Origin of the sequence: Streptomyces sp. NPDC050264 (assembly GCF_040655895.1) — a bacterium.
Taxonomy (GTDB): Bacteria; Actinomycetota; Actinomycetes; order Streptomycetales; family Streptomycetaceae; genus Streptomyces.
On the sequence record NZ_JBFAKV010000034.1, the window covers coordinates 51,893 to 74,435 of the forward strand.

Sequence of the window (22,543 nt, forward strand, 5' to 3'; positions counted from 1 at the left end):
AGGAAGGCGTCGTGAGCCAGAAGGACGGACTGCGGACCTACCGCGGGAAGCGGCACTTCGACAGGACCGGTGAGCCGAGCGGCGAGCACGCGGCACAAGAGGAAGCCGTGCCGGCCGCGTCCGGAGAACCCCTGTTCGTGGTGCAGATCCACGATGCCACCACGATGCACTTCGACTTCCGCCTCGAGGTCGACGGCGTACTCAAGTCCTGGTCGGTCCCCAAGGGCCCGTCCACCGACCCGCACGACAAGCGGCTCGCCATCCCCACCGAGGACCACCCTATGGCGTACCGGGATTTCGAGGGGGTGATCCCGCGGGGCGAGTACGGCGGTGGCACGGTGATCGTCTGGGACCGGGGCACGTACCGGCCGACCAGTCACGACAAACGGCACCGTCCGGTGCCGTTCGGGGAAGCTCTGGAGAACGGACACGTCACGTTCGAGCTCCACGGAGAGAAACTGCGCGGACAGTACGCGCTCACCCGGTTCCACGGTCGGGAGGAGAAGAGCGGCGGCTCGGCCCAGAAGCCGACCTGGCTCCTCGTGCGGACCGGATCCGGAGCCCCGTCCGGGCGCGGCTCGGGCGGTGGCACCCCCGACCCGCGCCGGGCCCGCTCGGTACGCAGCGGCCGTACGCTGCGCCAGGTCTCCGAGGCACCGGACGCACCGGCCTGGGAGCCGGACGGCGGGGGACAGGGATGACCGGGCTGCTGGACACGTTGCCGCCCGCGCTCGACGGACGTACGCGCACGGCGGCGCCGGGCGTCGACCTCGCCGCGTCCCCGATGCTGGCGCCCCTCAGCGACCGCCGTGACTTCCCCGCGGGATGGGTCTTCGAGCGGAAACTGGACGGCATCCGGGTACTCGCGGTGCGGGAGAACGGCGAGGTCACGCTCCGGTCGCGGTCGGGGCGCCGGCTCGACGCCACCTACCCGGAGATCGTCGACGCGCTCGCCGCGCAGGACTGCGCGGACTTCACCGTCGACGGCGAGATCGTCGCCTACGCGCACGGGCGGACGGACTTCGGCCGGCTGCAGCAGCGCATGGGGCTGACCCGGCGCGCCGATGTCGAGGCGAGCAAGGTCGCCGTCACGTACTACGTCTTCGACCTGCTGCGGCTGGACGGCGTCGACGTGCGGCGGCTGCCGTTGCGCAACCGCAAGTCCCTGTTGCGACGCGCGATGACGTTCCAGGCGCCGCTGCGGTTCACCGCGCACCGCAACGAGGGCGGTCCCGAACTCCTCGCCGACGCGTGCCGACGCGGGTGGGAGGGGCTCATCGCCAAACGGGCCGACAGCACGTACCAGCCGCGCCGCTCGGACGACTGGCTCAAACTGAAGTGCGCCCAGGGCCAGGAGTTCGTGGTGGGCGGCTTCACCGAGCCCGCCGGCAGCCGCGAGGGCCTCGGCGCCCTCCTCATCGGGTACTACGAGGACGGCGAGGACGGGCAGCTGCGCTACGCGGGGAAGGTCGGTACCGGGTTCGACCGGCGTACCCTGCTCGCCCTGCGGCAGCGGCTCGACGAACTCCACGTGGACGCGTCACCGTTCGCCGGCCGGGTCACGCAGAGCCGCGCGCACTGGGCGCGGCCGCGGCTGGTCGTGCAGATCGACTTCTCGGAGTGGACCCGTGACGGCATGCTGCGCCACCCCCGCTACCAGGGACTACGCGACGACAAGAAGCCGACCGACGTCGTCAGGGAGCAAGCGAAGTCATGACCGACCACACGTCCGACCCAGAGACCGATGACAAGTCCGACACCAAGAGTGGCGACAAGTCCGGCGGCACGAGCGACAACCGGAACGTGATGCGGGAACTCCTGCGCGGACACGGGCAGACCTACGCTGCCGAGGCAGGCATCCACCTCAAGGACACCCCTCAGCCGCTGTACCGGACGCTGGTCCTCGCCAGCCTGCTCAGCGCCCGGATCCGCGCCTCCGTCGCGGTGTCGACGACGCGGGCGCTGTACGACGCCGGCCTGCGCGATCCACGGCGCATGGCCGACGCCACGTGGCAGCGGCGCGTCGACGCGCTGGGGGAGGGCGGGTACCGGCGCTACGACGAGCGGACCGCCACGCAGCTCGGCGACGGCGCCCGGCTGATGCTCGACGAGTGGGGCGGCGACCTGCGGACCGTGCGCGAGCAGGCGGACGGCGACGTGGACACGGTGCGCGACCTGCTGCGCAGGACACCGGGGCTCGGCCCGACCGGAGTGGACATCTTCCTGCGCGAGGTGCAGGACGTCTGGCCCGAGTACGCGCCGTACCTGGACGCGAAGACGATTCAGGGCGCCGAACGCCTGGGACTGCCGAAGGACCCCGCCGCGCTGGCCCGCCTCGCGGGTGACGCCCCGCGCGCCGAAGTGGCGGCGGCGCTGGTCCGGGCCGCCCTGGACAGGCAGGTGGTGGAGGACTGCCTCACGCGGGCCGCCTGAGAGCCGGGCTTTCGAACGGCGGACCCGCGCGGTGGCAGCGCACCCTCAGGGGCGGCGCTCAGGGTGGGGGTTGCCCTGGTCGGGGTCGTCGTCCGGGGTCTGCCAGGTGGTACCGCGCTGGGCCTCGGCGCGGACCTGGTGCTCACCGGGGGCGGGAGCGGTCGTCTCGGTACGGCGGGCCGTGCGACGCCGCCCGAAGACGACCATGGCGATGAGGCCGAGGACCACGACGATGCCGACGACGACGAAGATCAGCGAGGAGCCGCCCGCGGCGGCCAGTACGTAATGGCTGTGAGTGTGCATGTCCGGTCGTGTACCCCCTGGACGGCAAACCTCCCGGATCAGCGGGACAAGAGTGACGGCGAAAGGGTGACCGAGGTCACTGTTGCGCGAGGGTCGATCTTGGAATGCGCGTGCCCTCCGCGCTGCTGCATCCTTGTGGGCCTGCCCCTCCAAGAGGTGGCGCCGGGCAATGGGGCTCGGAACCCCGATTCCACGCGCTGTCTTCGAAAGGTCTCCCGCACCATGCCGCTGGCCCTGTTGGCCCTGGCTGTTGTCGCGTTCGGCATCGGCACGACCGAATTCGCCACGATGGGGCTGCTGCCCCAGATCGCCGACGGCATCGACGTCTCCGTGCCGCACGCCGGCAACCTCGTCTCGGCCTACGCCCTCGGTGTCGTCGTCGGTGCTCCCGTGCTGACCGGCATCGGCGCGCGTGTCCCGCACAAGCGACTCCTGCTTCTTCTGTCCGGCCTCTTCGTGGTCGGCAACATCGCCTCCGCGCTCGCCCCCAACTTCGGCCTCCTGTTCGCCGCGCGCTTCCTGGCGGGCCTGCCGCACGGAGCGCTGTTCGGCGTGGGCGCCGTCGTCGCCTCCCGGCTGGTCGCCCCCGAACGGGCCGCACGCGCCGTGTCGAAGATGTTCCTCGGGCTCACCGTCGCGAACATCGTCGGTGTACCGGCGAGCACCGCCCTCGGGCAGCACCTGGGCTGGCGCTCCGCCTACTGGGCCGTCGCCGTCATCGGTGTCGTCGCCCTCGCCGCGCTGGCCTTCTTCGTTCCTCACCAGCCCCGCGGCAAGCAGTCCGGAATCCGCCACGAGCTACGGGCGATGGGCAACAAGCAGGTGGTGATCGGCCTGGCCACGGCCGTCGTCGGATTCGGCGGGTTCTTCGCCGTCTACAGCTACCTGGTGCCCATGCTGACGAACGTGACGGGCATCTCCGACACCTCGACCACGCTGGTCCTCGCGCTCTACGGCGTCGGCATGACCCTCGGCACGCTGATCGCAGGCCCGCTCACGGACCGCGCCCTGCGACCGACGCTGTACGCGGGGATGGCCCTGCTGGCCGCGGCGCTGGTGACGTTCTACTTCACCGTCCACAGCACCGTGCCCGCACTCATCACGATCACCTTCATCGGGGCGATGGGATCCCTCATCACCACGCCGGTCCAGATGCTGCTGATGGCCAAGGCGTCGAACGCCCCGACCATGGCGGCCGCCTCCAACCACTCCGCCTTCAACCTCGCCAACGCGGGCGGCGCCTGGCTCGGCGGACTGGCCATCTCGGCCGGCTGGGGCTGGAACTCCCCGAACCTCGTCGGCGCGGCCCTCGCCGTGGCGGGCCTCGGACTCGCCTTCACGGGAGGCCTCATGGACCGGGGCACGCGACGCTCCGAGGTGATCACCTCCTCGCACGCGGACCACTCGACCGAAGCCGATCAGGTCGGCTCGGCCTCCTGAGCGACCCGGCCCGAACCCGGCCCCGGATCGCGGCGCCGCCGCACGAGTCTTGACCTTGGCGTGGGCATGCCCGAGCGTGTGGTGCACGGGACGTCGAGGCTCAGGAGTCGTACGTGAGGCGCTTCAGAACGCAAGTCGCCGTCGCCGCCGCAGCCGTGGCGGCGCTGGTCGTGGGGGCGGGCCGGCCGGTTTCGGCTACAGCGACAACGTTGTCATCGTACGGCCGTACCTGGGAACGCACGTACCTGCCGCAGTCGGCGGTGAGCAAGGGCGGCCGCCTGGACTTCGACCTCTCCGCGACACCGGACACCTCCTGGGCGACCTCGGCGAAGGCGGCACCGCCGTCCTACCGCGAGGGCGAACAGGACTTCCTGGCCTACGCGACACCGAACCAGGCCGTCGCGGACCCGGGCGGCGCCGGCGCGAAGCTCACCGTGCACGGGCAGCGGCTCGCCGGGCACGACCGGACGCTGGCCGTCACCGCGGACGCCCCGGCCGGACTGACGGTCGCCGGGGCGAAGAAGGGCATCGTTCTGGACCCGAGCACCGGGGCCGGCACCGCCGAGCTGACGGTGAAGGCGGCGGCCGGCACGGACCCCGGCTACTACGAACTGCCGCTCACCATCCGTGGCCGCACCGCGGACCCCGTACACCGCACCGCGATCGTGCTGGTCGCCGAGGACGGATCCGTCGGCGCGGCCCTGGCCGGGGCGTACACGAACACCGGCGTGTCGAGCGAGGACAACCCAGCGGAGGCCGACTTCGACGGCGCCGGAAACAGCTACGCGCGGCAGGCGCTGGCCGACGCCGGACTCACGGGCGGTACGGCGGCCCAGGTGTCCGGCACGACCTTCGTCTGGCCCGGCCCGCCGGACACGCGCCCCGACAACGTCACCGCGAGCGGCCAGAAACTCGACATCGCGGCCGACGCCCGCGACGCGAAGCGGCTCCTCTTCGTCGGCTCGGCCACCAACGGCGACACCCAGGGCAGCGCCACCGTCACCTTCACCGACGGCGCCACCGCCCAGGCCGATCTCTCCTTCGGCGACTGGACGAAACCGGGCGGCGGCAGCGACCCGGTCCTCGGCAACACCGTGGTGGCGAAGACGGAACACCGCAACTCGCCCGGCGGCAAGGGCGATCCGGCGTACGTCTTCGCCAGCAAGCCGTACGAGGTGCCGGAAGGCAAGCGGATCGCGGCCGTCACGCTGCCCGAGGAAGGGAATCTGCACGTCTTCTCGGTGGGTCTCGGCTGAACCGTTCGTTCCTCGACGAAAGGTGAGAATCATGAGCTCGGACATACGTCGTCGCAGCGTCCTGGCGGCAGCGGGCCTGGCAGGGGCGGCGGGTTCGCTCGTCCTGTCCACTCCGGCATCGGCGCGGGACACGCAGGCGGCCGCCGGCAGCGCCGTGAACACACTCGAGGCCGAAGACGGCTATGAACTCTGGCTGCGGTACCGGCGGGTGGAGGACGCCCGGCAACTCAAGCGCTACCGGGCCGCCTTGCGTTCCCTGGTCCGGCAAGGGGGCGGCGCCCTCCAGAGATCCGCGGTCGCGGAACTGGTCCGCGGCCTGGACGGACTGCTGGGAACACGGCTGACGCCCCGCTCCACCGCTCCGTCCGGTGCCGCCCTGATCGTGGGCACCCCGTCGAGTTCCGCGCTGATCCGCTCGCTCGTACCGGCGGCCGACCTCGGCGAACTGGGCGACGAGGGCTACGTCATCCGTCAGGTCACGCGGCACGGCAGAACCAGCACGGTGGTGGCCGCCCAGGCCGACCGCGGCGTGCTCTACGGCGCCTTCCACCTGCTGCGCCTCGTGCAGACCCGACGGCCCATCGACGGTGTGGACATCACGGAATCACCGGCCGCACCACTGCGCGTGGCCGACCACTGGGACAACGAGAACGGATCCATCGAACGCGGCTACGCGGGCCGGTCGTTCTTCCACTGGGACCGCCTGCCCGAACTGGACGAGCGGTACACGGACTACGCGCGGGTACTGGCCTCGCTCGGCCTCAACGCCGCCGTGATCAACAACGTCAACACCAGCGCCGACTACCTGAGCACGCCGTTTCTCGCCAAACTCGCCGCGCTGGCAGGTGTGTTGCGCTCCTACGGAATAGCGCTGCACGTCACCGCCAACTTCGCCGCTCCCATCGATCTGGGCGGACTCGACACCGCCGACCCCTTCGACCCGGGCGTGCGGGCCTGGTGGGAGGAGAAGGCGGCGGAGATCTACCGCACGATCCCGGACTTCGGCGGCTTCCTCGTGAAGGCCAACTCCGAGGGCCGCCCCGGGCCGCTGGACTACGGCCGCACACACGCCGACGGCGCGAACCTGCTCGCCGGCGCGCTGAAGCCGTACGGCGGTGTCGTGATGTGGCGGGCCTTCGTCCACGACAGCGACAAGGAGTGGGACCGCCAGGGCTACCGCGACTTCGTGCCGCTGGACGGGAAGTTCGCGGACAACGCGGTGCTGCAGATCAAGAACGGGCCCATCGACTTCCAGGTCCGCGAACCGGCCCATCCCCTCTTCGGCTCTCTCCCGCACACCAACTCCATGATCGAACTGCAGGTGACACAGGAGTACACCGGGCACGCCACCCACCTGTGCTATCTCGTTCCGCAGTGGAAGGAGGTCCTGGACTTCGACACCCTGAAGGCCGGCGAGAACAGCACGGTGGCACGGGTCGTGACAGGCCGCGTCCACTCCTACTCCCACTACGGGTTCGCGGGGGTGATGAACTTCGGCGACGCCCGCAACTGGACCGGATCCCACCTGGCCGCCGCCAACACCCACGGCTACGGACGGCTCGCGTGGAACCCGGAGCTGTCCGCGCCGGAACTGGCCACCGAATGGACCCGGATGACCTTCGGCAACGACCCGGAAGTCGTCGACACCGTAAGAAAGTTGCTCCTGAACTCCTGGCGCACCTACGAGGACTGCACCTCGCCCCTGGGCGTGGGATACCTGACGCACCCGCCGGACGGCTCGGTCACCGGCCACTTCGACCCCAGCCCCACGACCACGACCCAGTTCCACCACTCGGACGGCACGGGCATCGGCTACGACCGGACCGCCGCCACCGGCGACGCCTACACCGAGCTGTACGCACCCGCGACACGCGACGCCTACGAGTCGCTGGAGGACTGCCCGGAGGAACTGCTCCTCTTCCTCCACCATGTGCCCTACACCCACCGCCTCGACGACGGCACGACCGTCATCCAGCACATCTACGACACCCACTTCTCCGGTGCGGAGCGCGTCGGGCAGATGCGGGAGGCCTGGAGAACACTGCACGGCCGCGTCGACCGGCGGCGGTCGAAGGACGTCGACGAGGTGTTCGGCCGGCAGATCGACGCGGCCGCCCAGTGGCGGGACACCCTGGCCGCCTACTGGTTCGGCCTGAGCCGCATCCGGGACGAACACCGCGACTGGATCCAGGGAGCGATCCGGCCGGTCGACTCCGTGCTGTTCGCCGGGGAACCCAACACCGTGCCGGTGGAGGTCGCCAACGCGACCGGTTCGGGGCTGCGCACCGTGACCTCGATCGAGGTCCCCGACGGCTGGCGCTCCGAGTCGGCCACCGTCTACGTCGCGTCGCGGGAAGCGGAGACGGCGAAGGTGACGGTCGTCCCACCGGAGGCTCCCGCCCTGACCCGCATCCACGCCCGGCCGACAGCGGGCACGGTACGCGTCCTCGGCTCCTCCCGCCTCGGCATGGTCCAGGCCGTGGTCACCCCGCCCGCCTCCCGGTGCGTGCACGCCCTGGACGCCGGAACGACGACCTCCGCGCTCCTGGAGGGCTACACCCGTCTCTCACCCGCCGACCAGTGGAGCGACGGCGCGGAGTTCGGCTGGGTCGGCGCCGTGCCGGAAGCATCCGACACCGGCCTGCTCGACGTCCTGCGACGCGACTACGTCCGCTCCGCCGCTTCGACAGTGCTCCGTTTGAAGGTGCCGGCCGGACGACACACGGCCCACCTGCTCACCGGCGACCCCAACACGTTCAACAGGGCCTTCATCGTCAGCGTGGACGGAGTCGAAGAGGCCCGGAGCGAACAGCTCGACGGCAGGGACTTCCGCTGGCTCCACGTACCCCTCGACGGCGGCGCGTCAGGAAAGGACATCGACCTGGAACTGTCCGCGAAGGAGGACGAGACCTGGCACCTCAGCGCCTGCGTGGTTGTCGCCGACTGAGCCGAGGGGCCGCACACCCGGCCATGATCGCCGTATCGTGTGCGGCCCCGCAGGTCGCCTGAATGGCACCCACGGATCACCTCTGGGCGACGTACGAGAACAGGCCGATGGCCGCGCCGACGCCGCCCGCGCAGACCCCGAGACAGCGTGCCTTCAGGCGGGCGTAGCGCTGGTCGTACTCCTCGCGCAGCTCACGGGCGCGGGCCGTGAGCTGCGCGAGCGCGGCCTTGTGGAACGTGAGGCGCTCCTCGGTGAAGACGCGCTCGATCTCCTCCCGCTGCGCGGTGGTGAGCCAGTCGAGCCGCTGGGTGAAGTCCTCGGCCTGGGCCCGCGTCGCGGCCACCTTCGCGTTCCACAGCAGGTAGCCCTCCATCTGCCGGATGCCGGACTCGACGTCCTGCTCCGGGCTCATGAGGACGCGGCCTCGTGCGTGTTCTGCCGCTGGTCGAGGGCGGCGACGCCGGGATGGTGCAGGTCGAACGCGGGGGACTCGGAGCGGATGCGCGGCAGGGTGACGAAGTTGTGCCGCGGCGGCGGGCAGGAGGTGGCCCACTCCAGCGAACGGCCGTAGCCCCACGGGTCGTCGACCTCGATCTTCTTGCCGTACTTGGCGGTCTTCCACACGTTGTAGAGGAACGGCAGAAGCGAGAGTCCGAGCAGGAACGAGGAGATGGAGGAGACGGTGTTGAGGGCGGTGAATCCGTCGGCCGCGAGATAGTCCGCGTACCGGCGGGGCATGCCCTCCACGCCGAGCCAGTGCTGCACGAGGAACGTGCCGTGGAAGCCGGTGAACAGCGTCCAGAAGGTGATCTTGCCGAGGCGCTCGTCGAGCATCTTGCCGGTGAACTTGGGCCACCAGAAGTGGAATCCGGCGAACATCGCGAACACCACGGTCCCGAAGACCACGTAGTGGAAGTGCGCCACCACGAAGTACGAGTCCGAGATGTGGAAGTCCAGCGGCGGGGCCGCCAGGATCACGCCGGTCAGCCCACCGAAGAGGAAGGTGACGAGGAAACCGACCGACCAGAGCATCGGTGTCTCGAAGGACAGCGACCCCTTCCACATCGTTCCGATCCAGTTGAAGAACTTCACGCCCGTCGGCACGGCGATCAGGAACGTCATGAAGGAGAAGAACGGCAGCAGCACCCCGCCCGTGACGTACATGTGGTGAGCCCACACGGTCACCGAGAGGCCGGCGATGGCGATGGTGGCGCCCACCAGGCCGGAGTACCCGAAGATCGGCTTGCGGCTGAAGACCGGGATGACCTCGGACACGATGCCGAAGAACGGCAACGCGATGATGTACACCTCGGGATGGCCGAAGAACCAGAACAGGTGTTGCCAGAGCAGCACGCCGCCGTTCGCGGCGTCGAAGACGTGCGCGCCGAACTTGCGGTCCGCCTCGAGGGCCAGCAGCGCGGCGGCGAGGACCGGGAAGGCGAGCAGCACCAGGACGGCGGTCAGCAGCACGTTCCAGGTGAAGATCGGCATGCGGAACATGGTCATGCCCGGAGCGCGCATGCAGATGATGGTGGTGATGAAGTTGACCGAGCCCAGGATCGTGCCGAACCCCTGGAACGCGAGACCCATGATCCACATGTCCCCGCCGATGCCGGGGGAGTGCACCGCGTCGGTCAGCGGGCTGTAGGCGAACCAGCCGAAGTCCGCGGCACCCTGGGGGGTGAGGAAACCGCCGACGGCGATGAGCGAGCCGAACAGGTACATCCAGTAGGCGAACATGTTCAGCCGCGGGAACGCGACGTCGGGGGCGCCGATCTGCAGCGGCATGATCCAGTTGGTGAAGCCGATGAACAGCGGCGTGGCGAACATCAGCAGCATGATGGTGCCGTGCATGGTGAACGCCTGGTTGAACTGCTCGTTCGAGATCAACTGCGTTCCGGGGCGGGCCAGTTCCGCGCGCATGAAGAGCGCCATCACCCCGCCGATGAGGAAGAACGCGAACGATGTCGACAAGTACATCGTCCCGATCGTCTTGTGGTCGGTGGTGCTGAGCCACTTCACCACGATCGCACCGGGATGGCGCGCCTGGGCACCTTCCGAATCGGCTGCGTCGGGTGGGGCCTCGGCGCTCTCCAAGGACGTCATCAGGGGGCTCTCTTCGTCGGAGCTGTCGGGGATACGACCACGACTAGCCCACCGCCTCCGACGAACCCGGATTACGCGCCTCCGCGCGGACGCGGTTCCCCCAAATGCAGCAGCCGGCCCGTCAGCGCGGTACGCGGCTCAACACTCGCCCCGCCAGGACCAGTTCGGCGCCCGCCCCGCGTTCCGCGGCAGTCAGCCGGCCACGGCCACCGCGAGCCCGGTCAGGATCAGGGCGCACGCCATCCCGATCATCGCGTAGCGGAACGTTCCGGCAGACCGCTGAGACGTTTCCGCCTCGTCGAGGCAGCATCCGCACAGGCCGTGGTGGATCGCCGGGGCGTCGAGCCAGTGGGCACCCGTGGGCCGGGCCGCTGCCGGGGGAGTGGTGTCGTAGGTCTCCATGTACTGAGCAACGACAGATACGCGCGCCGCGCCACGCCCCGGTCAATGCCGGAGGGCCACGTCCACGCATCCGGCTCGAATCGGAGCGGAACAGGTTTAGCCCCTTCTGGCGGATTGCCGCGGCGTCACGACACCCGGCAGACGGCCGCCCGGCCCCGGCCGAGCAGGCGCGTCACACCTGGTCGGCGGAACATGGGGACGAGGACTGCGCCGAGTAGACGGGAGTGCCGCAGGTGGGTGGTGGGCGCGAGCACGGCAATTCTGAGGAGTACGCCGCCGAGGTGCGCCAGGTCGAGGCCCTCAATCGCCTGGAGGGACCGACGGAAGGCGGGGCCGGCGATGCGTCGGACCGGGTGCGCCACCGTGGAGCCGACCTGCTCGTGACCGGCCACGCCCTGGCGCGGACGGATTCGCTGGGGGAGGCGCTGGCCCTGATCGCCCAGCTGGCCGACACCACCCTGCCGCTGTGCGGCCAGGCGGTCTTCCGGGCCGACCGCGAACTGCTGCACTGCGTGGGCCATTTTGGATTCCCCGGCTGTGAGGACAGCGCCTTCCGGGTCCCACTGGGCAGCGACTACCCGGGCGCACAGGTGGCACAGACCGGACGCCCCGTGTTCCTGGCGTCCCCGCAGGAATACGGCGCCCGCTTCCCCGCCACCCGGCACCTCGCCGACCGAGAGGGACACAAGGCCTGGGCCTTCCTGCCGCTGACGACCTACGGCCAGCTCACGGGCGTTTGGATGGCCGCCTTCGACGCGCCTGTGGACATGACCGACAGCGTGCGCGCCCTCCTGGTGACCGTCGCCCGCCTGCTCAGCCAGAGCATCGAGCAGACCTACACCGGCCAGGCCGACCGCGCGCTCTCCCAGAGCCTGCGCAGCAGCATGGGCCGCACCGGCCCCGGCGTCGACGGGCTCACCACCACCGCCCGCTACCTCCCCACCGGCGGGGGACTCATGGTGGGCGGCGACTGGTTCGACTGCATCGCCCTGCCCAGTGGACGCCTCGGCGTGGTGATCGGCGACGTCCAGGGCCACGACATGCACGCCGCGGGCCTGATGTCCCAGTTGCGCACGGCCATCCACGCCTACGCGGCCGAGGGACACGGCCCCGACGCGGTCCTGGTCCGCGCCTCGCACTTCCTGGCGGCACTGGACGAGGACCGCTTCGCCACCTGCATCTACCTGGAGGCCGACCCCGCCTCCGGCATCCTGCGCGTCGCCCGCGCCGGACACCCCCACCCCGTGCTGCGCCTGCCGGACGGAACCTGCGTGCTCAAGCACCTGCGCGGCGGCCTGCCCCTGGGCCTGGACCTCGCGGAGGACAACTATCCGGTCAACGTCCTCACCCTGCGCGAGAACGAGATCCTCATGCTCTGCACCGACGGCCTGATCGAGTCCGGCGGCCACGACATGTACTCCGGCTGGCTGCGCGTACGCAACGCGCTGTCCCCCGGCGGCCCCGACGACCTGGACGGCCTGGCGGACCGGCTGCTGAGCGCGGTCGTGGCCCCGCAGACCCCGCAGACGCGGGACCAGCCCGCCTCCGTCACGGAGGACGACATCGCGCTGCTCCTGCTGCGCCGCGACCCCTCCGCGACCCACGCGGACCCGCCCGGACGGCACCTGCACCTCACCCTCGAACAGGATCAGGCGCAGGCCCTGAGCGACGCGCGGATCGAATTCCAGGGACTGCTCCACGACTGGGCACGCCCGGAGCAGATCGACACAGCGGTCCTGCTCGCCTCCGAACTCCTCGGCAACGTCCTGGTCCACACCGAACACGTCGCCGTCCTCCGCGCCGGCCTCAGCGGCACGCCCGGCCGTCGACGGCTGCGCGTGGAGGTCACCGACCGCAGCGACGATGTCCCGCACCGGCGCGCCCCCGGCGAACTCTCCTCCTCCGGGCGCGGCCTGGTCCTCCTCGACCTGCTGGCGCACCAGTGGAACGTCCGCCCCGAACCCGAAGGCAAGACGGTGTGGTTCGAACTCGACGAGGACGGCCCGGAAGAGCCGTGACGCACAACGAAGAAGGAGCCCGGCTGCTGCCGGGCTCCTTCGTTTCGTAGCGGGGACAGGATTTGAACCTGCGACCTCTGGGTTATGAGCCCAGCGAGCTACCGAGCTGCTCCACCCCGCGTCGGTGAACCCCAGTCTACACAGGTTCACGGGTGGGTCGGGACACCCCCGGTCAGCCCCTCGCCTTCCTCCTCACTTGTCCTCGCCGTAGGCGGCTGCGATCTCCTGCGATGTCGCCCACTTGCTGTAGGCCGGTGCCTGAGGCCAGCCCTCGGGTGACTCCTGCCACACTTCCTGGCGGCCGTACGGCAGGACGTCGATCAGCCCGAAGAGATGGCTCAGCTGCTCGGTACCGCGGCCGTCGGTGTGCCAGGTCCGGTACACCGTGTCGCCGTCGCGCAGGAACACGTTGACCGCGAATCCGGCGTCCGGCGGGGCCCCGACGTCGCTGCCGAAAGAGCTGTTCGCCGTCGAGTACCAGGCCATGGCGTTCCCGACCCTGCGCTTGTAGGCGAGCGCCTGGTCGATCGGTCCCTGGGTGACGATCACGAACCGGGCGCCGAACTTCTCCAGGCCGAGGAGCCGGGTGAACTGAGTGGTGAAGCCGGTGCAGCCGGGGCACTGCCACTCCGCGCCGTCGTGCCACATGTGGTTGTAGACGATCAGCTGCGGATGCTCGCCGAAGATCTCGGCCAGCCGGACCGGACCGTCCTCACCCTCCAGTACGTAGTCGGGCATCTCGGTCATCGGCAGCCGTCGGCGCTGAGCGGCGACGGAGTCGAGCTCGCGCGTGACGGCCTTCTCGCGGATGCGCAGCGCCGCCAGTTCCTTCTGCCAGGTAGCGGTGGAGACGACGGGCGGCAGTGCCTGCTTGCTGGTGGTCATGGTGCCTCCGGACGATGGGGTGCGTGTCTATGAGTTGGGACTGCTCGACACGCGCGAAGTCATCGGTCGATCGGCTCCCCGGATCGCGCCGCGGAACTGAGGCAGCGTCACCGCCCCGGTGGCGCCCGGGTGTTGCCCCCGGCTGGCCGGCCGCATCGGGCGGAGCCTGGTTCGCTCGGCTCCGCCCGTCAACTACCCGTACGGCGACGGGATGTGATCCACAGGCGTGTACGTCAGCCGCGGTTCTTCAGGGAGAGAGTGGCCTGGGTGGAGGCGGTGGGGAACAGCTGCGGATCGGGGCTGATGCCGAGGGTGGCGGTGATGACGGCGTCGCTGTTGGCCGCTGCGGCGGGCCCTACGTGGCGCGCCGCGGAGACTTTCGCTTCGTGGAGCTTGTTGTCACAGGTGGGGATGGTGGTGGCGGAGTAGATGCCGCCGTCGGAGGTGTCGGCGAGTGCGATGCCGAGGGTGTCGGTGCCCATGAGCGGATCGCACCGGTAGCGGACGGTCACCTCGACGTGGTCGCTCGTGGTGGTCGCTCTGACGATCTCGAGGTGGTCCTCCGCCACGGCGGTTCCGGTGGCCAGTGCGGCGGCGCCGGTGGTCAGGGCGAGAACCGCCAGGATGTGGGCGGCGCGTCGGTGAGTGCGGGACATGGATCCTCCGGCAGGTGTGGGTGGGGCTCCGGGCCGGTGGGCCGCGGGCGGTTCGAGTCTGTGTCGCCCGCCGGGGCCGCGCAAAGGGATGCCGGGCAAGGCGCGAGGTACGGCCGAAGCGGCCGTGCGGGGGAATTGCGGTGATCACACCGTTGATGGCCGTACGCGCATTTGTGCTGCTCAGCGGGGTGTTGGGGGGACGAGGCTTTGTGGTTCCGTTACGGAAAGTGACAGCTGCGGATGCGCGGTGTTGTGGGAGACGGCAGGGTCGATCGCGGCGGAAGGTGGCTCGTTCCGCCGGGCCCCGGCGAAGGTGCTGGGGCTTGCCTTGGGCCGCGAACCCTGAAAGGACCGCATCAGATGCGCAAGATTGCCAAGTACGTTGCTGTCGGTGCCCTCGTGACCCCCCTCGTCATCGGCACCGCCGGCCTCGCGTCGGCCCACGACCACGACGGGCCGGCCTACGAGAAGGCGCAGAACTCGGCGAACGCCAATGGCGGCCGGACGTCGGCCACGGTCAGCGGCTTCACCCCGGACGGCACCGCGTACTTCGTGACCACGACGAAGCAGGCCGGCCCGACGGGCGCCTCCGGCAACACGACGGGCTCGCACTCCTGACGCGGTCCACTGTGCGGCCTGGCCACTGAGCCGGACCGACGCGTGTGCCCCGAAGTCCATGACTTCGGGGCACACGTATGTCCGGGTACTCCAGCGGTCAGGAGTGCGACCGGGTCGTGGAGTAGTGGAAGCTGTCGGGCCCGCCCACCGTCAGGAGGGTCTGCTCGAAGTACGCCGCGCCGGCGGCGTCGAAGCCGGACGCGGTGTCGCGGTAGTCGATGCGGTCGGGGGTGAACTCCACCGTCTTCTGGTGGAACGACGGGCCGGTGGTGGCCGTGGCCGATGGCGGGGTCGAGGTCGAGGCCGAGAACGTGGTCGCCGGCCCATCGGGGGCGGCGAAACGCTCGGCCGCGGCGGCTGTGCCCGCCGAAGCCAGGCAGAGCCCCGCGGCCAGGGCGAGAGACAGCACGGTCGATCGGAGCGGCTTGCGTGTCTGAGACAGAGTCGGCATGGCACGACAGTGCCGGTCGGCCTCTCAGCCCGGGCGCCGACGCACCGGTGCGGGCCGGTCATCGACACCCGTAGGTGTCACGACCTGGCTGCGGTCGGACTAGTGAACGCGGACGGCAGGGGCGCCGGGCGCGTGGCCGTACCGGGGAATTTCACCACCGGCGCGGCAGCGGGCTCGGCCGCGGTGGCGGGGGAGCTGCTGGGGGTCGCCGGCGCGGCGGGTGGCTTGGCGGGGAGCGTGGCCGGAGGGGTCGCCGCCGGTGACGCGGGGCTCTGGGGAGAGCGGCCGATGGTCGTGGTGGCCCGGCCCGGGGAGAAGAGGGCATTGCCGCCGAAGGTGACGGTGGCCGAGGTCGTCCGGTGCGCCGTGACGTTGAAGGTGCAGCTGAAGCGGCCCTCGCGCGTGGTGGCGGTGTTGCACCGCTGGGGCGCGGGCGCGATGCGGTCGTCGCCACTGATCTGTACGGACACCGCCAGGTTCGGCAGGGGGTACAGCAGGGTGTCTCCCTCCACCAGCCTCCCCTTCACCTTCAGGGTCGCGCTGGAACCGAAGGAGATCTCCTCCGCACTCAGTTCGGTGACGACCGTTGCCGTACGCGTGGTGGGCGCGGCGTGCGGGCGCGCGGCCGTGCTGGGGGCCTGGGGCCGGGGGTCGGCGCAGGCGGACGAGGCGGCCACTCCGATGGCCAGCGGCGTGATCGCCAGGAACAGCAGTTGTCTGCGGATATGCATCACACAGGACTCCCGAACTAATAGGGAAAAACGAATGATCTTCTTATGGGGCTTATGCCACTCGGGGGTCGGCGGATAACGGAGCGGCCGCGCTCCACCTGGCCGGCGGTCTTTCCGCGGCTCCGAATGGGCGAATCTCCCCGGGGCGAGGCGGCGCGGGGGGTGCGGCGCGGCACGTCCGGGCGGGGTCGGTCCGGAGATGCGGAAACGTTCATGCGGGGTCGGTGCCCGCCGTCAATTTTGTCTGGGGTGGATGGCTCCCGGACGAGGCCCGGGGTGGAGCGGTCCCGGCCCGCTCTCCGTGCGAGCGGCGCCTTTTTCGAAGATGCTGCGCTCCCAGTCAATCAATATCTGATACCGCCGGATGAGGGTTTGCCGATGCCCGCGGTGAGGATTTTTGCCACAACAGGCGAGGTGAAATTCTCCACCGCATGCGGGCCGTTGCGGCGTGCTACTGTCGATCTCAGTTGCAGTTGTGGTTCCCGAACTTCAAGTGCCCCTGGTCGGCTCAGCCGCCAGGAGCACTTTTGTATCTCCGGTCATTTCCGGCGGGGTAATCATCGCGGCGACACGGCATCCGCACAGTGTGGTTGCCGATGTACTGCCCCAAAGGAGATATGACATGGCTACTGGCACCGTGAAGTGGTTCAACGCCGAAAAGGGTTTCGGCTTCATCGAGCAGGACGGTGGCGGCGCTGACGTGTTCGCCCACTACTCGAACATTTCGGCTCAGGGCTTCCGCGAGCTGCTCGAGGGCCAGAAGGTGTCCTTCGACATCGCGCAGGGCCAGAAGGGCCCGACGGCCGAGAACATCGTTCCTGCCTGACGCTTACGCACACCTGCAGCTGGGGCCCGCATCCTTCGGGGTGCGGGCCCCAGCTGCATGCAGTTTCCCCGCAGTGGGTTCGACCTGCGGGGCGGTCGGGTTCCGAGGATCAAGCCGCAGAGTCGCTGCCGTGTCCGGATCCCGACTCCTGGCGTCTGTATCGCGCCATCCATCAAGCACCTGTGCCGCGGTGATTTCACTCCGGCCGGCTCGCTTTTCGCGTCCATTCGGTCCATGTCTTGTGCTTCTCTGTGCCGCTCATTGCCGGAGAAATTCTTTGATGTGCGCCGCATTAAGGAAGGTTCCACATGAACCGCACACGCACGAACGACCGTTTCGCACGCTCCCGCAATGGTGGCGCCGGCAGTGAAAAGGGCGGCAGCCGCTTCGGGGCGCCTGCCCCGCGCCGTTCCGACCGCCCGGCCCGTTCCGGCGGATACGGCCGTCGCCCCGCCTCTCCGCAGGGTGAGTTCGCCCTTCCCAAGACGATTACCCCGGCTCTTCCCGCTGTGGAGGGCTTCGCCGATCTCGACATGCCCGAGCCGTTGCTGAACGAACTCGGCAGGCAGGGCGTGACCGTTCCCTTCCCGATCCAGGGAGCGACGCTGCCGAACTCCCTCGCGGGCCGCGACGTGCTCGGCCGCGGGCGCACCGGCTCCGGCAAGACCCTCGCCTTCGGCCTCGCACTGCTCTCCCGGACGGCCGGACAGCGCGCCGAGCCCCGCCAGCCGCTGGGGCTGATCCTCGTCCCCACCCGCGAACTCGCGCAGCAGGTGACCGACGCGCTCACCCCGTACGCCCGCTCCGTCAGGCTCCGGCTGACCACGGTCGTCGGCGGCATGTCGATCGGCCGGCAGGTCTCCGCGCTGCGCGGCGGGGCCGAGATCGTCGTCGCGACCCCGGGCCGGCTCAAGGACCTCATCGACCGAGGCGACTGCCGGTTGAACCAGGTCAGCATCACCGTGCTGGACGAAGCCGACCAGATGGCGGACATGGGCTTCATGCCGCAGGTCACCGCGCTCCTCGACCAAGTGCGCCCCGAAGGCCAGCGGATGCTCTTCTCCGCCACTCTGGACCGCAACGTCGACCTGCTGGTGCGCCGCTACCTGACCGACCCCGTCGTCCACTCGGTCGACCCCTCGGCCGGCGCTGTCACGACGATGGAGCACCACGTGCTGCACGTCCAGGCCGCAGACAAGCACCTGGCCACCACCGAGATCGCCGCCCGCGACGGCCGCGTGATCATGTTCCTGGACACCAAGCACGCCGTCGACCGGCTGACCCGGGACCTGCTCAACAGCGGTGTGCGGGCCGCCGCGCTGCACGGTGGAAAGTCCCAGCCGCAGCGCACCCGCACCCTGACGCAGTTCAAGTCCGGACACGTCACCGTGCTCGTCGCCACGAATGTCGCCGCCCGCGGCATCCACGTCGACAACCTCGACCTCGTCGTGAACGTGGACCCGCCGACCGACCACAAGGACTACCTGCACCGCGGCGGGCGTACCGCGCGTGCCGGCGAGTCGGGGAGCGTCGTCACGCTCGTCACCCCGAACCAGCGGCGCAGCATGGTCCGCCTCATGTCGGACGCCGGGATCCGCCCGCAGATCACGCAGGTCCGCTCCGGGGAGGAGGAACTGCACCGCATCACCGGTGCCCAGGCCCCCTCGGGCATCCCGGTCGTCATCGCCCAGCCGGTGGCCGAACGCCCGAAGCGCGGTTCCGCCTCACGTGGCCGCCGCCGCCCCGCCTCGGCGGCGCGACGCGCGCCCGCGCGGCAGTCCGGCGACGCCGCGGCATAGCCCATCGCGCTTCGCGACCCATCTCCGCAGGAGGCACCTTTGACGTTGGCTCAGATACATCTCCGCCCGACGAGTACCCACGCCGTGCAGGAACCGACGGATGACGCCGGTCCGCGGGTATGGGAGGACATGACGGTCGAGGTCGCCCTGTCCGTCATGGCCGGCGCCGGCGTCGCCCACCTGCTCGTCTGCGACGACGACGGCCGGCGTACCGCTCTGGTCACCCGGACCCGTCTCACCGCCGTCCGTGACGGCTCCGGATACACGGACCGGATCCGTCTGCGCGACATCACCGACGGACATGGCAACGCCCTGGCCGCACTCGCCCTCGCCCGCTGAATCCGGACACCCCGGTCGGTCCCGCCTCTTTCTCTCCCTGTGAGGTCTCATGCGCTGTGTCATCGCTCGCTTCCCGTTCGACCTGACCAAGAGCGGCGTACTGGAAACGATGAAGGGCGTCAGGCCCGAGCCGGTCACCGGGGAGTCGGTGATCATCGGGCGGCGCCACTACCCGGTCAAGCAGGTCGGTCAGCTCATCACGGGCCAGGACCGCCGTGACTTCAGCGCGGGTGAAGTCCTGCGCGCCATGGCCCAGCTCGGGTTCACCTGCCGTACCGCCGCCGCACCCGTCGAGGCGCCCCCGGCCGTCGGCAGCCCGTACCAGCGGGCCTCGGCCCTGCTCGGGTCCGCGATGTCGGTCTGACCGACCGGGGCGGGCGCGAGCCGACGCCCGACTTCAGAACAATTCAGTGAGGGCCCGACCGGACACACCGGTCGGGCCCTCACTGCTGTGCCGGGGCTGACAGAGAGGATTATCTCACCGAGGTGCGTCGAGAAATCTATCGTGGCTGCAGTAGACATTGGATGTCGTCGTGGCTACGATTTCTCTCGTAGGTCAGAACGAGCAAGGCCCGGCGGCGTGAGCTGCCGGGATGCAACACCCGTACGACGGTGCGGTGGTGGAGTTTCGGAGCCAGAGCAGACACGACGGTGACGGGACTGACCACCGGACCGGGCGGCCCGCACTGATCAGGGGCTGCCGCAGTCAAGACCGCAGAACCAGTTCACTGTGCACGAGGCCGTCATACGGCCCAGAGGGAAAGAACGGAGGGAGCGAGCGCCGTCAGGATCGCCCGGGCCGATTTCTGAAACCCGGGTACCGCAGGACATCGATAGGCAGGTGGTCTCCGGTCACGCATTCGCGATCCCCGCACCCCCGTCAGCAGTACAGACGGCCGTGCGGAAACAGAAGGCCGACTCTCTAGGTCGGCAGATGGCGTACCAATTCCTTCGGGGCCCTGGTGTCGGACGACACCAGGGCCCCTCCATGTCCGGCCGTCACTCCATCGGGCGAGTGTCCTGCCGTCGGTCGCGGGCAGCCGAGCACGATGAGACTGGTCGACACCGCCGAACTGACCATGGAGCGCTGGACGAACGCGTTGTGGACGCTGCTCCTTCCTCCGCGTCGAAAGCAGGGAGAGGTCGTGTCCATACTGTGCCGGCAGTGCGACGAGCAGGCGCTGATCCTGGACCGGGAGCGCGTGCTGGTGCCCAATGCCTTCGTCGTCGAGCTGCCCCCGCCGGTCCATCACCGGCTGACCGCGGACGGCGCCGACGTGGGCCGTCACCTCGCCGTACCGGTGCGGCGGCACGCGGCGGAGCGGGGTTACTCCTTCGCCGGGCCGGTGGCCGTCGATCTTCAGCCGTCGTTCAGCAGCACCATCGGCCGGTTCCGTGTGCACAGCCGCATCGCGCCGCTGGCCTCACCGCGGCACGGCGAATGATCTGAACCGCCGCGTGAGCCGTTCAGGAGCGGGGGAGCGCCGCCGGCCGGGTCGGCGGCGCCCGCACGCCGGTTGCTCGGTCCTCAGTGGTCGGAGTAGCTGAAGTCGCCGACGGTCCACGCGTTCACGTCCGAGATCGCCACCCTGTACATGCCGCCCGTCTCGGGGATGCCCATCGTGCCCTGCAGAATGCGCGCGACGTGGAAATGCAGGTGAGTGGGCGTCTCGTCGGCCCCGCGCGGCTCAGGTGCCGTCCGGGCCTCCAGCGCGGTGAAGGCGACCGAGAACGGCCTGAGCCGGTCCGAGTCCGTCAGGACCTCCGACACTCGCTGGCGCCACACCGCTTCGGGCGCCAGTCGACCGGTGATGACAGTGCCACCGGTGACCACCGTCAGGGACATCTGTGTGCTCTGTTCGGACTCGACTGTGGCGGCGAGCACGGTGAGCAGTTCGTCAGGCTTCGACATGGCCGCAGATTCTATTCGGCATCCGGGCCGAAGACCTTCTCCGGGCCGCTCGCTGATTCCCGCGGCGGGGCCCCGGGCACTGGGAGTGGCCTGTGCGGCGCTCGGAACCTTCCGCCCTAACCATCCAAAACCTGCATTCGCCGAAGTAGACATTACCGGCCAGGGTCGCTAAGCTTTCTCTCGTAGGCAGGGATCAACAGGATCCGGCAGATATGAACTGCCGGAAGCGGTACGTGTAGTTGGCAGCAGGTTGTTGATCGCAGTGGAAGAAGCGTAGGAGGTAGGCGCCATCAGGATCGGCCGGCCCGACAGTCGGTGGGCCGGGTACCGAGAGGCCCCGAACAGCCGGGTGGTCCTCGGTCAAGCAGCCGCGATCCGCCGCGATCCGTACTCGGTTCTCCTGAAAGCGGGAGCGGAAACAGAAGGCCGGCGCTGTGACTGGGCCGGCGGATGGTGTTGAATTTCCTTCGGGGCCCTGGTGCCGTACGGCACCAGGGCCCCCTTGACGCGTTACCTATCGAGGTGGAATGACAGCAGATACTCCGCTCAGCGGCCGGCTGGACGATGACGATTACCCCGCGTACACGATGGGGCGGGCGGCCGAGATGCTCGGCGCGACCCCCGGCTTCTTGAGGGCGCTAGGCGAGGCCCGCTTGATCACGCCCCTCCGCTCGGAGGGTGGGCACCGCCGCTACTCCCGATACCAGCTGCGCATCGCGGCCAGAGCCCGTGAGCTTGTCGACCAGGGGACCCCGATCGAGGCGGCCTGCCGCATCGTGATCCTCGAGGATCAGCTCGAAGAGGCCCAGCGCCTGAACGAGGAGTACCGCCGGGCCGGGCCCGCCGACAAATCCGATTGAGCGCGCAGACATACGCACGAGGGCGGCCCCTGACCAGGGGCCGCCCTCGTGCGTGGTCGAACCGGCTCTCCCGGCGTGCGGTTGAGCCGGGACCGTGGCTAGTGCTTGCCGACGTCCTTGGTCTTCTCCTTGGCCTGGCGGGCGTCGCCCTTCATCTGCTGCGCGCGGCCCTTGGCGGCGAGGCTCTCGTTGCCCACGGCTCGTCCCGCGGCTGCTGCTGCGGCCCCGGTGGCCTGCTCGAACTTCGCCTTGGCCTTCTCGTTGGCGGTCATGTCCGGTCACGCTCCCTTGGCATCGACATCGTGTGCTGGGGTTCCGCCTGGCCGCTCAGCCGCCCGGTAAACATGGTCACCGTGCCGGTGCGGAAGGGGGCGCTCCACCTGCGACGGAATGCCCTGCTCCTCGTGAAAGAAACGTGCCTTTCATGTGTTTGTAGGTGTGAGTGGAGAGCACTGGATGGCCAGGAGGTAATAACAATGGTTCCCCTGCTTCTGGTTCTTCTTCTTGCTCTGATCCTCTTCGGTGCGGGCTTCGCCCTGAAGGCGCTGTGGTGGATCGCGA

Annotated in this window: 24 protein-coding genes, 1 tRNA gene and 1 pseudogene; 15 read left to right on the forward strand and 11 right to left on the reverse strand. The window is 69.7% G+C overall.

Going from position 1 to position 22,543, the window contains the following annotated elements; translation table 11 throughout:
• Window positions 1-11 precede the first annotated feature (11 nt).
• The 3 genes from AB0J02_RS39115 to AB0J02_RS39125 all read left to right on the forward strand — a co-directional run bounded on the left by AB0J02_RS39115 (window position 12) and on the right by AB0J02_RS39125 (window position 2,433).
• Window positions 12-701 (forward strand): DNA polymerase ligase N-terminal domain-containing protein, encoded by a 690-nt coding sequence (locus tag AB0J02_RS39115; RefSeq protein ID WP_363198660.1) that lies wholly within the window; start codon window positions 12-14, stop codon window positions 699-701.
• Window positions 698-1,717 (forward strand): non-homologous end-joining DNA ligase, encoded by a 1,020-nt coding sequence (gene ligD, locus AB0J02_RS39120; protein WP_363198661.1) that lies wholly within the window; start codon window positions 698-700, stop codon window positions 1,715-1,717. The genes AB0J02_RS39115 and ligD overlap by 4 nt, the downstream gene beginning before the upstream one ends.
• A gap of 89 nt (window positions 1,718-1,806) precedes the next feature.
• The gene (locus AB0J02_RS39125) at window positions 1,807-2,433 is read left to right on the forward strand and encodes an endonuclease (protein WP_363198682.1); all 627 of its coding nucleotides are present in this window, start codon (window positions 1,807-1,809) and stop codon (window positions 2,431-2,433) included.
• 45 nt (window positions 2,434-2,478) lie between these two features.
• Here the strand turns inward: AB0J02_RS39125 and AB0J02_RS39130 are convergent, their stop codons facing one another.
• Window positions 2,479-2,736, reverse strand: a complete 258-nt coding sequence (locus AB0J02_RS39130; RefSeq protein ID WP_363198662.1) for a DUF6479 family protein — start codon at window positions 2,734-2,736, stop codon at window positions 2,479-2,481.
• A gap of 222 nt (window positions 2,737-2,958) precedes the next feature.
• On the opposite strand from AB0J02_RS39130, the gene AB0J02_RS39135 reads away from it, so the two are divergent.
• The 3 genes from AB0J02_RS39135 to AB0J02_RS39145 all read left to right on the forward strand — a co-directional run bounded on the left by AB0J02_RS39135 (window position 2,959) and on the right by AB0J02_RS39145 (window position 8,379).
• The gene (locus tag AB0J02_RS39135) at window positions 2,959-4,176 is read left to right on the forward strand and encodes an MFS transporter (protein ID WP_363198663.1); all 1,218 of its coding nucleotides are present in this window, start codon (window positions 2,959-2,961) and stop codon (window positions 4,174-4,176) included.
• A 113-nt stretch (window positions 4,177-4,289) separates the two neighbouring features.
• On the forward strand, window positions 4,290-5,432 hold the full coding sequence (locus tag AB0J02_RS39140) for a hypothetical protein (RefSeq protein ID WP_363198664.1): 1,143 nt from the start codon (window positions 4,290-4,292) through the stop codon (window positions 5,430-5,432).
• A 31-nt stretch (window positions 5,433-5,463) separates the two neighbouring features.
• Window positions 5,464-8,379, forward strand: a complete 2,916-nt coding sequence (locus AB0J02_RS39145) for an alpha-glucuronidase family glycosyl hydrolase (protein ID WP_363198665.1) — start codon at window positions 5,464-5,466, stop codon at window positions 8,377-8,379.
• Window positions 8,380-8,455: 76 nt separating this feature from the next.
• On the opposite strand, the gene AB0J02_RS39150 is transcribed toward AB0J02_RS39145, so the two are convergent.
• The 3 genes from AB0J02_RS39150 to AB0J02_RS39160 form a co-directional block, all read right to left on the reverse strand.
• Entirely contained in the window at window positions 8,456-8,791 is a 336-nt protein-coding gene (locus tag AB0J02_RS39150) for a hypothetical protein (RefSeq protein WP_363198666.1), read from the reverse strand.
• Window positions 8,788-10,485, reverse strand: coding sequence for a cytochrome c oxidase subunit I (ctaD, locus tag AB0J02_RS39155; protein WP_363198667.1), 1,698 nt, complete (start codon window positions 10,483-10,485; stop codon window positions 8,788-8,790). Before ctaD ends, AB0J02_RS39150 begins: the two co-directional genes overlap by 4 nt.
• 192 nt (window positions 10,486-10,677) lie before the next feature.
• Window positions 10,678-10,887 carry a hypothetical protein gene (locus tag AB0J02_RS39160; protein WP_363198668.1) on the reverse strand — a complete coding sequence of 70 codons (210 nt, stop codon included), beginning with the start codon at window positions 10,885-10,887 and terminating at the stop codon, window positions 10,678-10,680.
• Between the two features lie 233 nt (window positions 10,888-11,120).
• On the opposite strand from AB0J02_RS39160, the gene AB0J02_RS39165 reads away from it, so the two are divergent.
• Complete coding sequence (locus tag AB0J02_RS39165) at window positions 11,121-12,905, forward strand: SpoIIE family protein phosphatase (RefSeq protein ID WP_363198669.1); 1,785 nt, start codon at window positions 11,121-11,123, stop codon at window positions 12,903-12,905.
• Window positions 12,906-12,952: 47 nt separating this feature from the next.
• On the opposite strand, the gene AB0J02_RS39170 is transcribed toward AB0J02_RS39165, so the two are convergent.
• The 3 genes from AB0J02_RS39170 to AB0J02_RS39180 all read right to left on the reverse strand — a co-directional run bounded on the left by AB0J02_RS39170 (window position 12,953) and on the right by AB0J02_RS39180 (window position 14,446).
• A tRNA-Met gene (locus AB0J02_RS39170) sits at window positions 12,953-13,026 on the reverse strand.
• Between the two features lie 71 nt (window positions 13,027-13,097).
• Complete coding sequence (locus AB0J02_RS39175) at window positions 13,098-13,790, reverse strand: DUF899 family protein (protein ID WP_363198670.1); 693 nt, start codon at window positions 13,788-13,790, stop codon at window positions 13,098-13,100.
• Window positions 13,791-14,023: 233 nt separating this feature from the next.
• Window positions 14,024-14,446: a hypothetical protein gene (locus AB0J02_RS39180; protein ID WP_363198671.1), complete on the reverse strand. Its 423-nt coding sequence runs from the start codon at window positions 14,444-14,446 to the stop codon at window positions 14,024-14,026.
• 360 nt (window positions 14,447-14,806) lie between these two features.
• Here AB0J02_RS39180 and AB0J02_RS39185 point away from each other — a divergent pair, with 360 nt between their 5' ends.
• Window positions 14,807-15,064, forward strand: a complete 258-nt coding sequence (locus tag AB0J02_RS39185; RefSeq protein WP_363198672.1) for a hypothetical protein — start codon at window positions 14,807-14,809, stop codon at window positions 15,062-15,064.
• A gap of 97 nt (window positions 15,065-15,161) precedes the next feature.
• Here the strand turns inward: AB0J02_RS39185 and AB0J02_RS39190 are convergent, their stop codons facing one another.
• Together AB0J02_RS39190 and AB0J02_RS39195 are read right to left on the reverse strand one after the other, a co-directional pair.
• On the reverse strand, window positions 15,162-15,515 hold the full coding sequence (locus tag AB0J02_RS39190; protein WP_363198673.1) for a hypothetical protein: 354 nt from the start codon (window positions 15,513-15,515) through the stop codon (window positions 15,162-15,164).
• A 77-nt stretch (window positions 15,516-15,592) separates the two neighbouring features.
• Window positions 15,593-16,246, reverse strand: a complete 654-nt coding sequence (locus AB0J02_RS39195; RefSeq protein ID WP_363198674.1) for a hypothetical protein — start codon at window positions 16,244-16,246, stop codon at window positions 15,593-15,595.
• A 622-nt stretch (window positions 16,247-16,868) separates the two neighbouring features.
• Between AB0J02_RS39195 and AB0J02_RS39200 the strand changes: the two genes are divergently transcribed.
• The 5 genes from AB0J02_RS39200 to AB0J02_RS39220 all read left to right on the forward strand — a co-directional run bounded on the left by AB0J02_RS39200 (window position 16,869) and on the right by AB0J02_RS39220 (window position 20,655).
• Entirely contained in the window at window positions 16,869-17,072 is a 204-nt protein-coding gene (locus AB0J02_RS39200; RefSeq protein WP_030730357.1) for a cold-shock protein, read from the forward strand.
• Window positions 17,073-17,380: 308 nt separating this feature from the next.
• Entirely contained in the window at window positions 17,381-18,871 is a 1,491-nt protein-coding gene (locus AB0J02_RS39205) for a DEAD/DEAH box helicase (RefSeq protein WP_363198675.1), read from the forward strand.
• Between the two features lie 39 nt (window positions 18,872-18,910).
• Complete coding sequence (locus AB0J02_RS39210; protein ID WP_363198676.1) at window positions 18,911-19,210, forward strand: CBS domain-containing protein; 300 nt, start codon at window positions 18,911-18,913, stop codon at window positions 19,208-19,210.
• 49 nt (window positions 19,211-19,259) lie between these two features.
• Entirely contained in the window at window positions 19,260-19,574 is a 315-nt protein-coding gene (locus AB0J02_RS39215) for an SCO5918 family protein (RefSeq protein WP_363198677.1), read from the forward strand.
• A 685-nt stretch (window positions 19,575-20,259) separates the two neighbouring features.
• Entirely contained in the window at window positions 20,260-20,655 is a 396-nt protein-coding gene (locus AB0J02_RS39220; RefSeq protein ID WP_363198678.1) for an FhaA domain-containing protein, read from the forward strand.
• Between the two features lie 83 nt (window positions 20,656-20,738).
• Here AB0J02_RS39220 and AB0J02_RS39225 read toward each other — a convergent pair whose 3' ends face one another.
• Window positions 20,739-21,122, reverse strand: coding sequence for a hypothetical protein (locus tag AB0J02_RS39225; RefSeq protein ID WP_363198679.1), 384 nt, complete (start codon window positions 21,120-21,122; stop codon window positions 20,739-20,741).
• A gap of 527 nt (window positions 21,123-21,649) precedes the next feature.
• Here AB0J02_RS39225 and AB0J02_RS39230 point away from each other — a divergent pair.
• Window positions 21,650-21,982 (forward strand): MerR family transcriptional regulator, encoded by a 333-nt coding sequence (locus AB0J02_RS39230; protein WP_363198680.1) that lies wholly within the window; start codon window positions 21,650-21,652, stop codon window positions 21,980-21,982.
• 98 nt (window positions 21,983-22,080) lie between these two features.
• Here the strand turns inward: AB0J02_RS39230 and AB0J02_RS39235 are convergent, their stop codons facing one another.
• The gene (locus AB0J02_RS39235) at window positions 22,081-22,254 is read right to left on the reverse strand and encodes a CsbD family protein (protein WP_363198681.1); all 174 of its coding nucleotides are present in this window, start codon (window positions 22,252-22,254) and stop codon (window positions 22,081-22,083) included.
• Window positions 22,255-22,458: 204 nt separating this feature from the next.
• On the opposite strand from AB0J02_RS39235, the pseudogene AB0J02_RS39240 reads away from it, so the two are divergent.
• Window positions 22,459-22,543: pseudogene (locus tag AB0J02_RS39240) on the forward strand (hydrophobic protein); the annotation flags it as partial.

Excerpts from the sequence above, each read along its gene's own strand:
- ligD (WP_363198661.1), top strand. The coding sequence starts at position 698 with ATGACCGGGCTGCTGGACACGTTGCCGCCCGCGCTCGACGGACGTACG.
- AB0J02_RS39125 (WP_363198682.1), top strand. The coding sequence starts at position 1,807 with ATGCGGGAACTCCTGCGCGGACACGGGCAGACCTACGCTGCCGAGGCA.
- AB0J02_RS39130 (WP_363198662.1), bottom strand. The coding sequence starts at position 2,736 with ATGCACACTCACAGCCATTACGTACTGGCCGCCGCGGGCGGCTCCTCG.
- AB0J02_RS39135 (WP_363198663.1), top strand. The coding sequence starts at position 2,959 with ATGCCGCTGGCCCTGTTGGCCCTGGCTGTTGTCGCGTTCGGCATCGGC.
- AB0J02_RS39145 (WP_363198665.1), top strand. The coding sequence starts at position 5,464 with ATGAGCTCGGACATACGTCGTCGCAGCGTCCTGGCGGCAGCGGGCCTG.
- AB0J02_RS39150 (WP_363198666.1), bottom strand. The coding sequence starts at position 8,791 with ATGAGCCCGGAGCAGGACGTCGAGTCCGGCATCCGGCAGATGGAGGGC.
- ctaD (WP_363198667.1), bottom strand. The coding sequence starts at position 10,485 with ATGACGTCCTTGGAGAGCGCCGAGGCCCCACCCGACGCAGCCGATTCG.
- AB0J02_RS39160 (WP_363198668.1), bottom strand. The coding sequence starts at position 10,887 with ATGGAGACCTACGACACCACTCCCCCGGCAGCGGCCCGGCCCACGGGT.
- AB0J02_RS39175 (WP_363198670.1), bottom strand. The coding sequence starts at position 13,790 with ATGACCACCAGCAAGCAGGCACTGCCGCCCGTCGTCTCCACCGCTACC.
- AB0J02_RS39180 (WP_363198671.1), bottom strand. The coding sequence starts at position 14,446 with ATGTCCCGCACTCACCGACGCGCCGCCCACATCCTGGCGGTTCTCGCC.
- AB0J02_RS39185 (WP_363198672.1), top strand. The coding sequence starts at position 14,807 with ATGCGCAAGATTGCCAAGTACGTTGCTGTCGGTGCCCTCGTGACCCCC.
- AB0J02_RS39190 (WP_363198673.1), bottom strand. The coding sequence starts at position 15,515 with ATGCCGACTCTGTCTCAGACACGCAAGCCGCTCCGATCGACCGTGCTG.
- AB0J02_RS39195 (WP_363198674.1), bottom strand. The coding sequence starts at position 16,246 with ATGCATATCCGCAGACAACTGCTGTTCCTGGCGATCACGCCGCTGGCC.
- AB0J02_RS39200 (WP_030730357.1), top strand. The coding sequence starts at position 16,869 with ATGGCTACTGGCACCGTGAAGTGGTTCAACGCCGAAAAGGGTTTCGGC.
- AB0J02_RS39205 (WP_363198675.1), top strand. The coding sequence starts at position 17,381 with ATGAACCGCACACGCACGAACGACCGTTTCGCACGCTCCCGCAATGGT.
- AB0J02_RS39215 (WP_363198677.1), top strand. The coding sequence starts at position 19,260 with ATGCGCTGTGTCATCGCTCGCTTCCCGTTCGACCTGACCAAGAGCGGC.
- AB0J02_RS39220 (WP_363198678.1), top strand. The coding sequence starts at position 20,260 with ATGAGACTGGTCGACACCGCCGAACTGACCATGGAGCGCTGGACGAAC.
- AB0J02_RS39225 (WP_363198679.1), bottom strand. The coding sequence starts at position 21,122 with ATGTCGAAGCCTGACGAACTGCTCACCGTGCTCGCCGCCACAGTCGAG.
- AB0J02_RS39230 (WP_363198680.1), top strand. The coding sequence starts at position 21,650 with ATGACAGCAGATACTCCGCTCAGCGGCCGGCTGGACGATGACGATTAC.
- AB0J02_RS39235 (WP_363198681.1), bottom strand. The coding sequence starts at position 22,254 with ATGACCGCCAACGAGAAGGCCAAGGCGAAGTTCGAGCAGGCCACCGGG.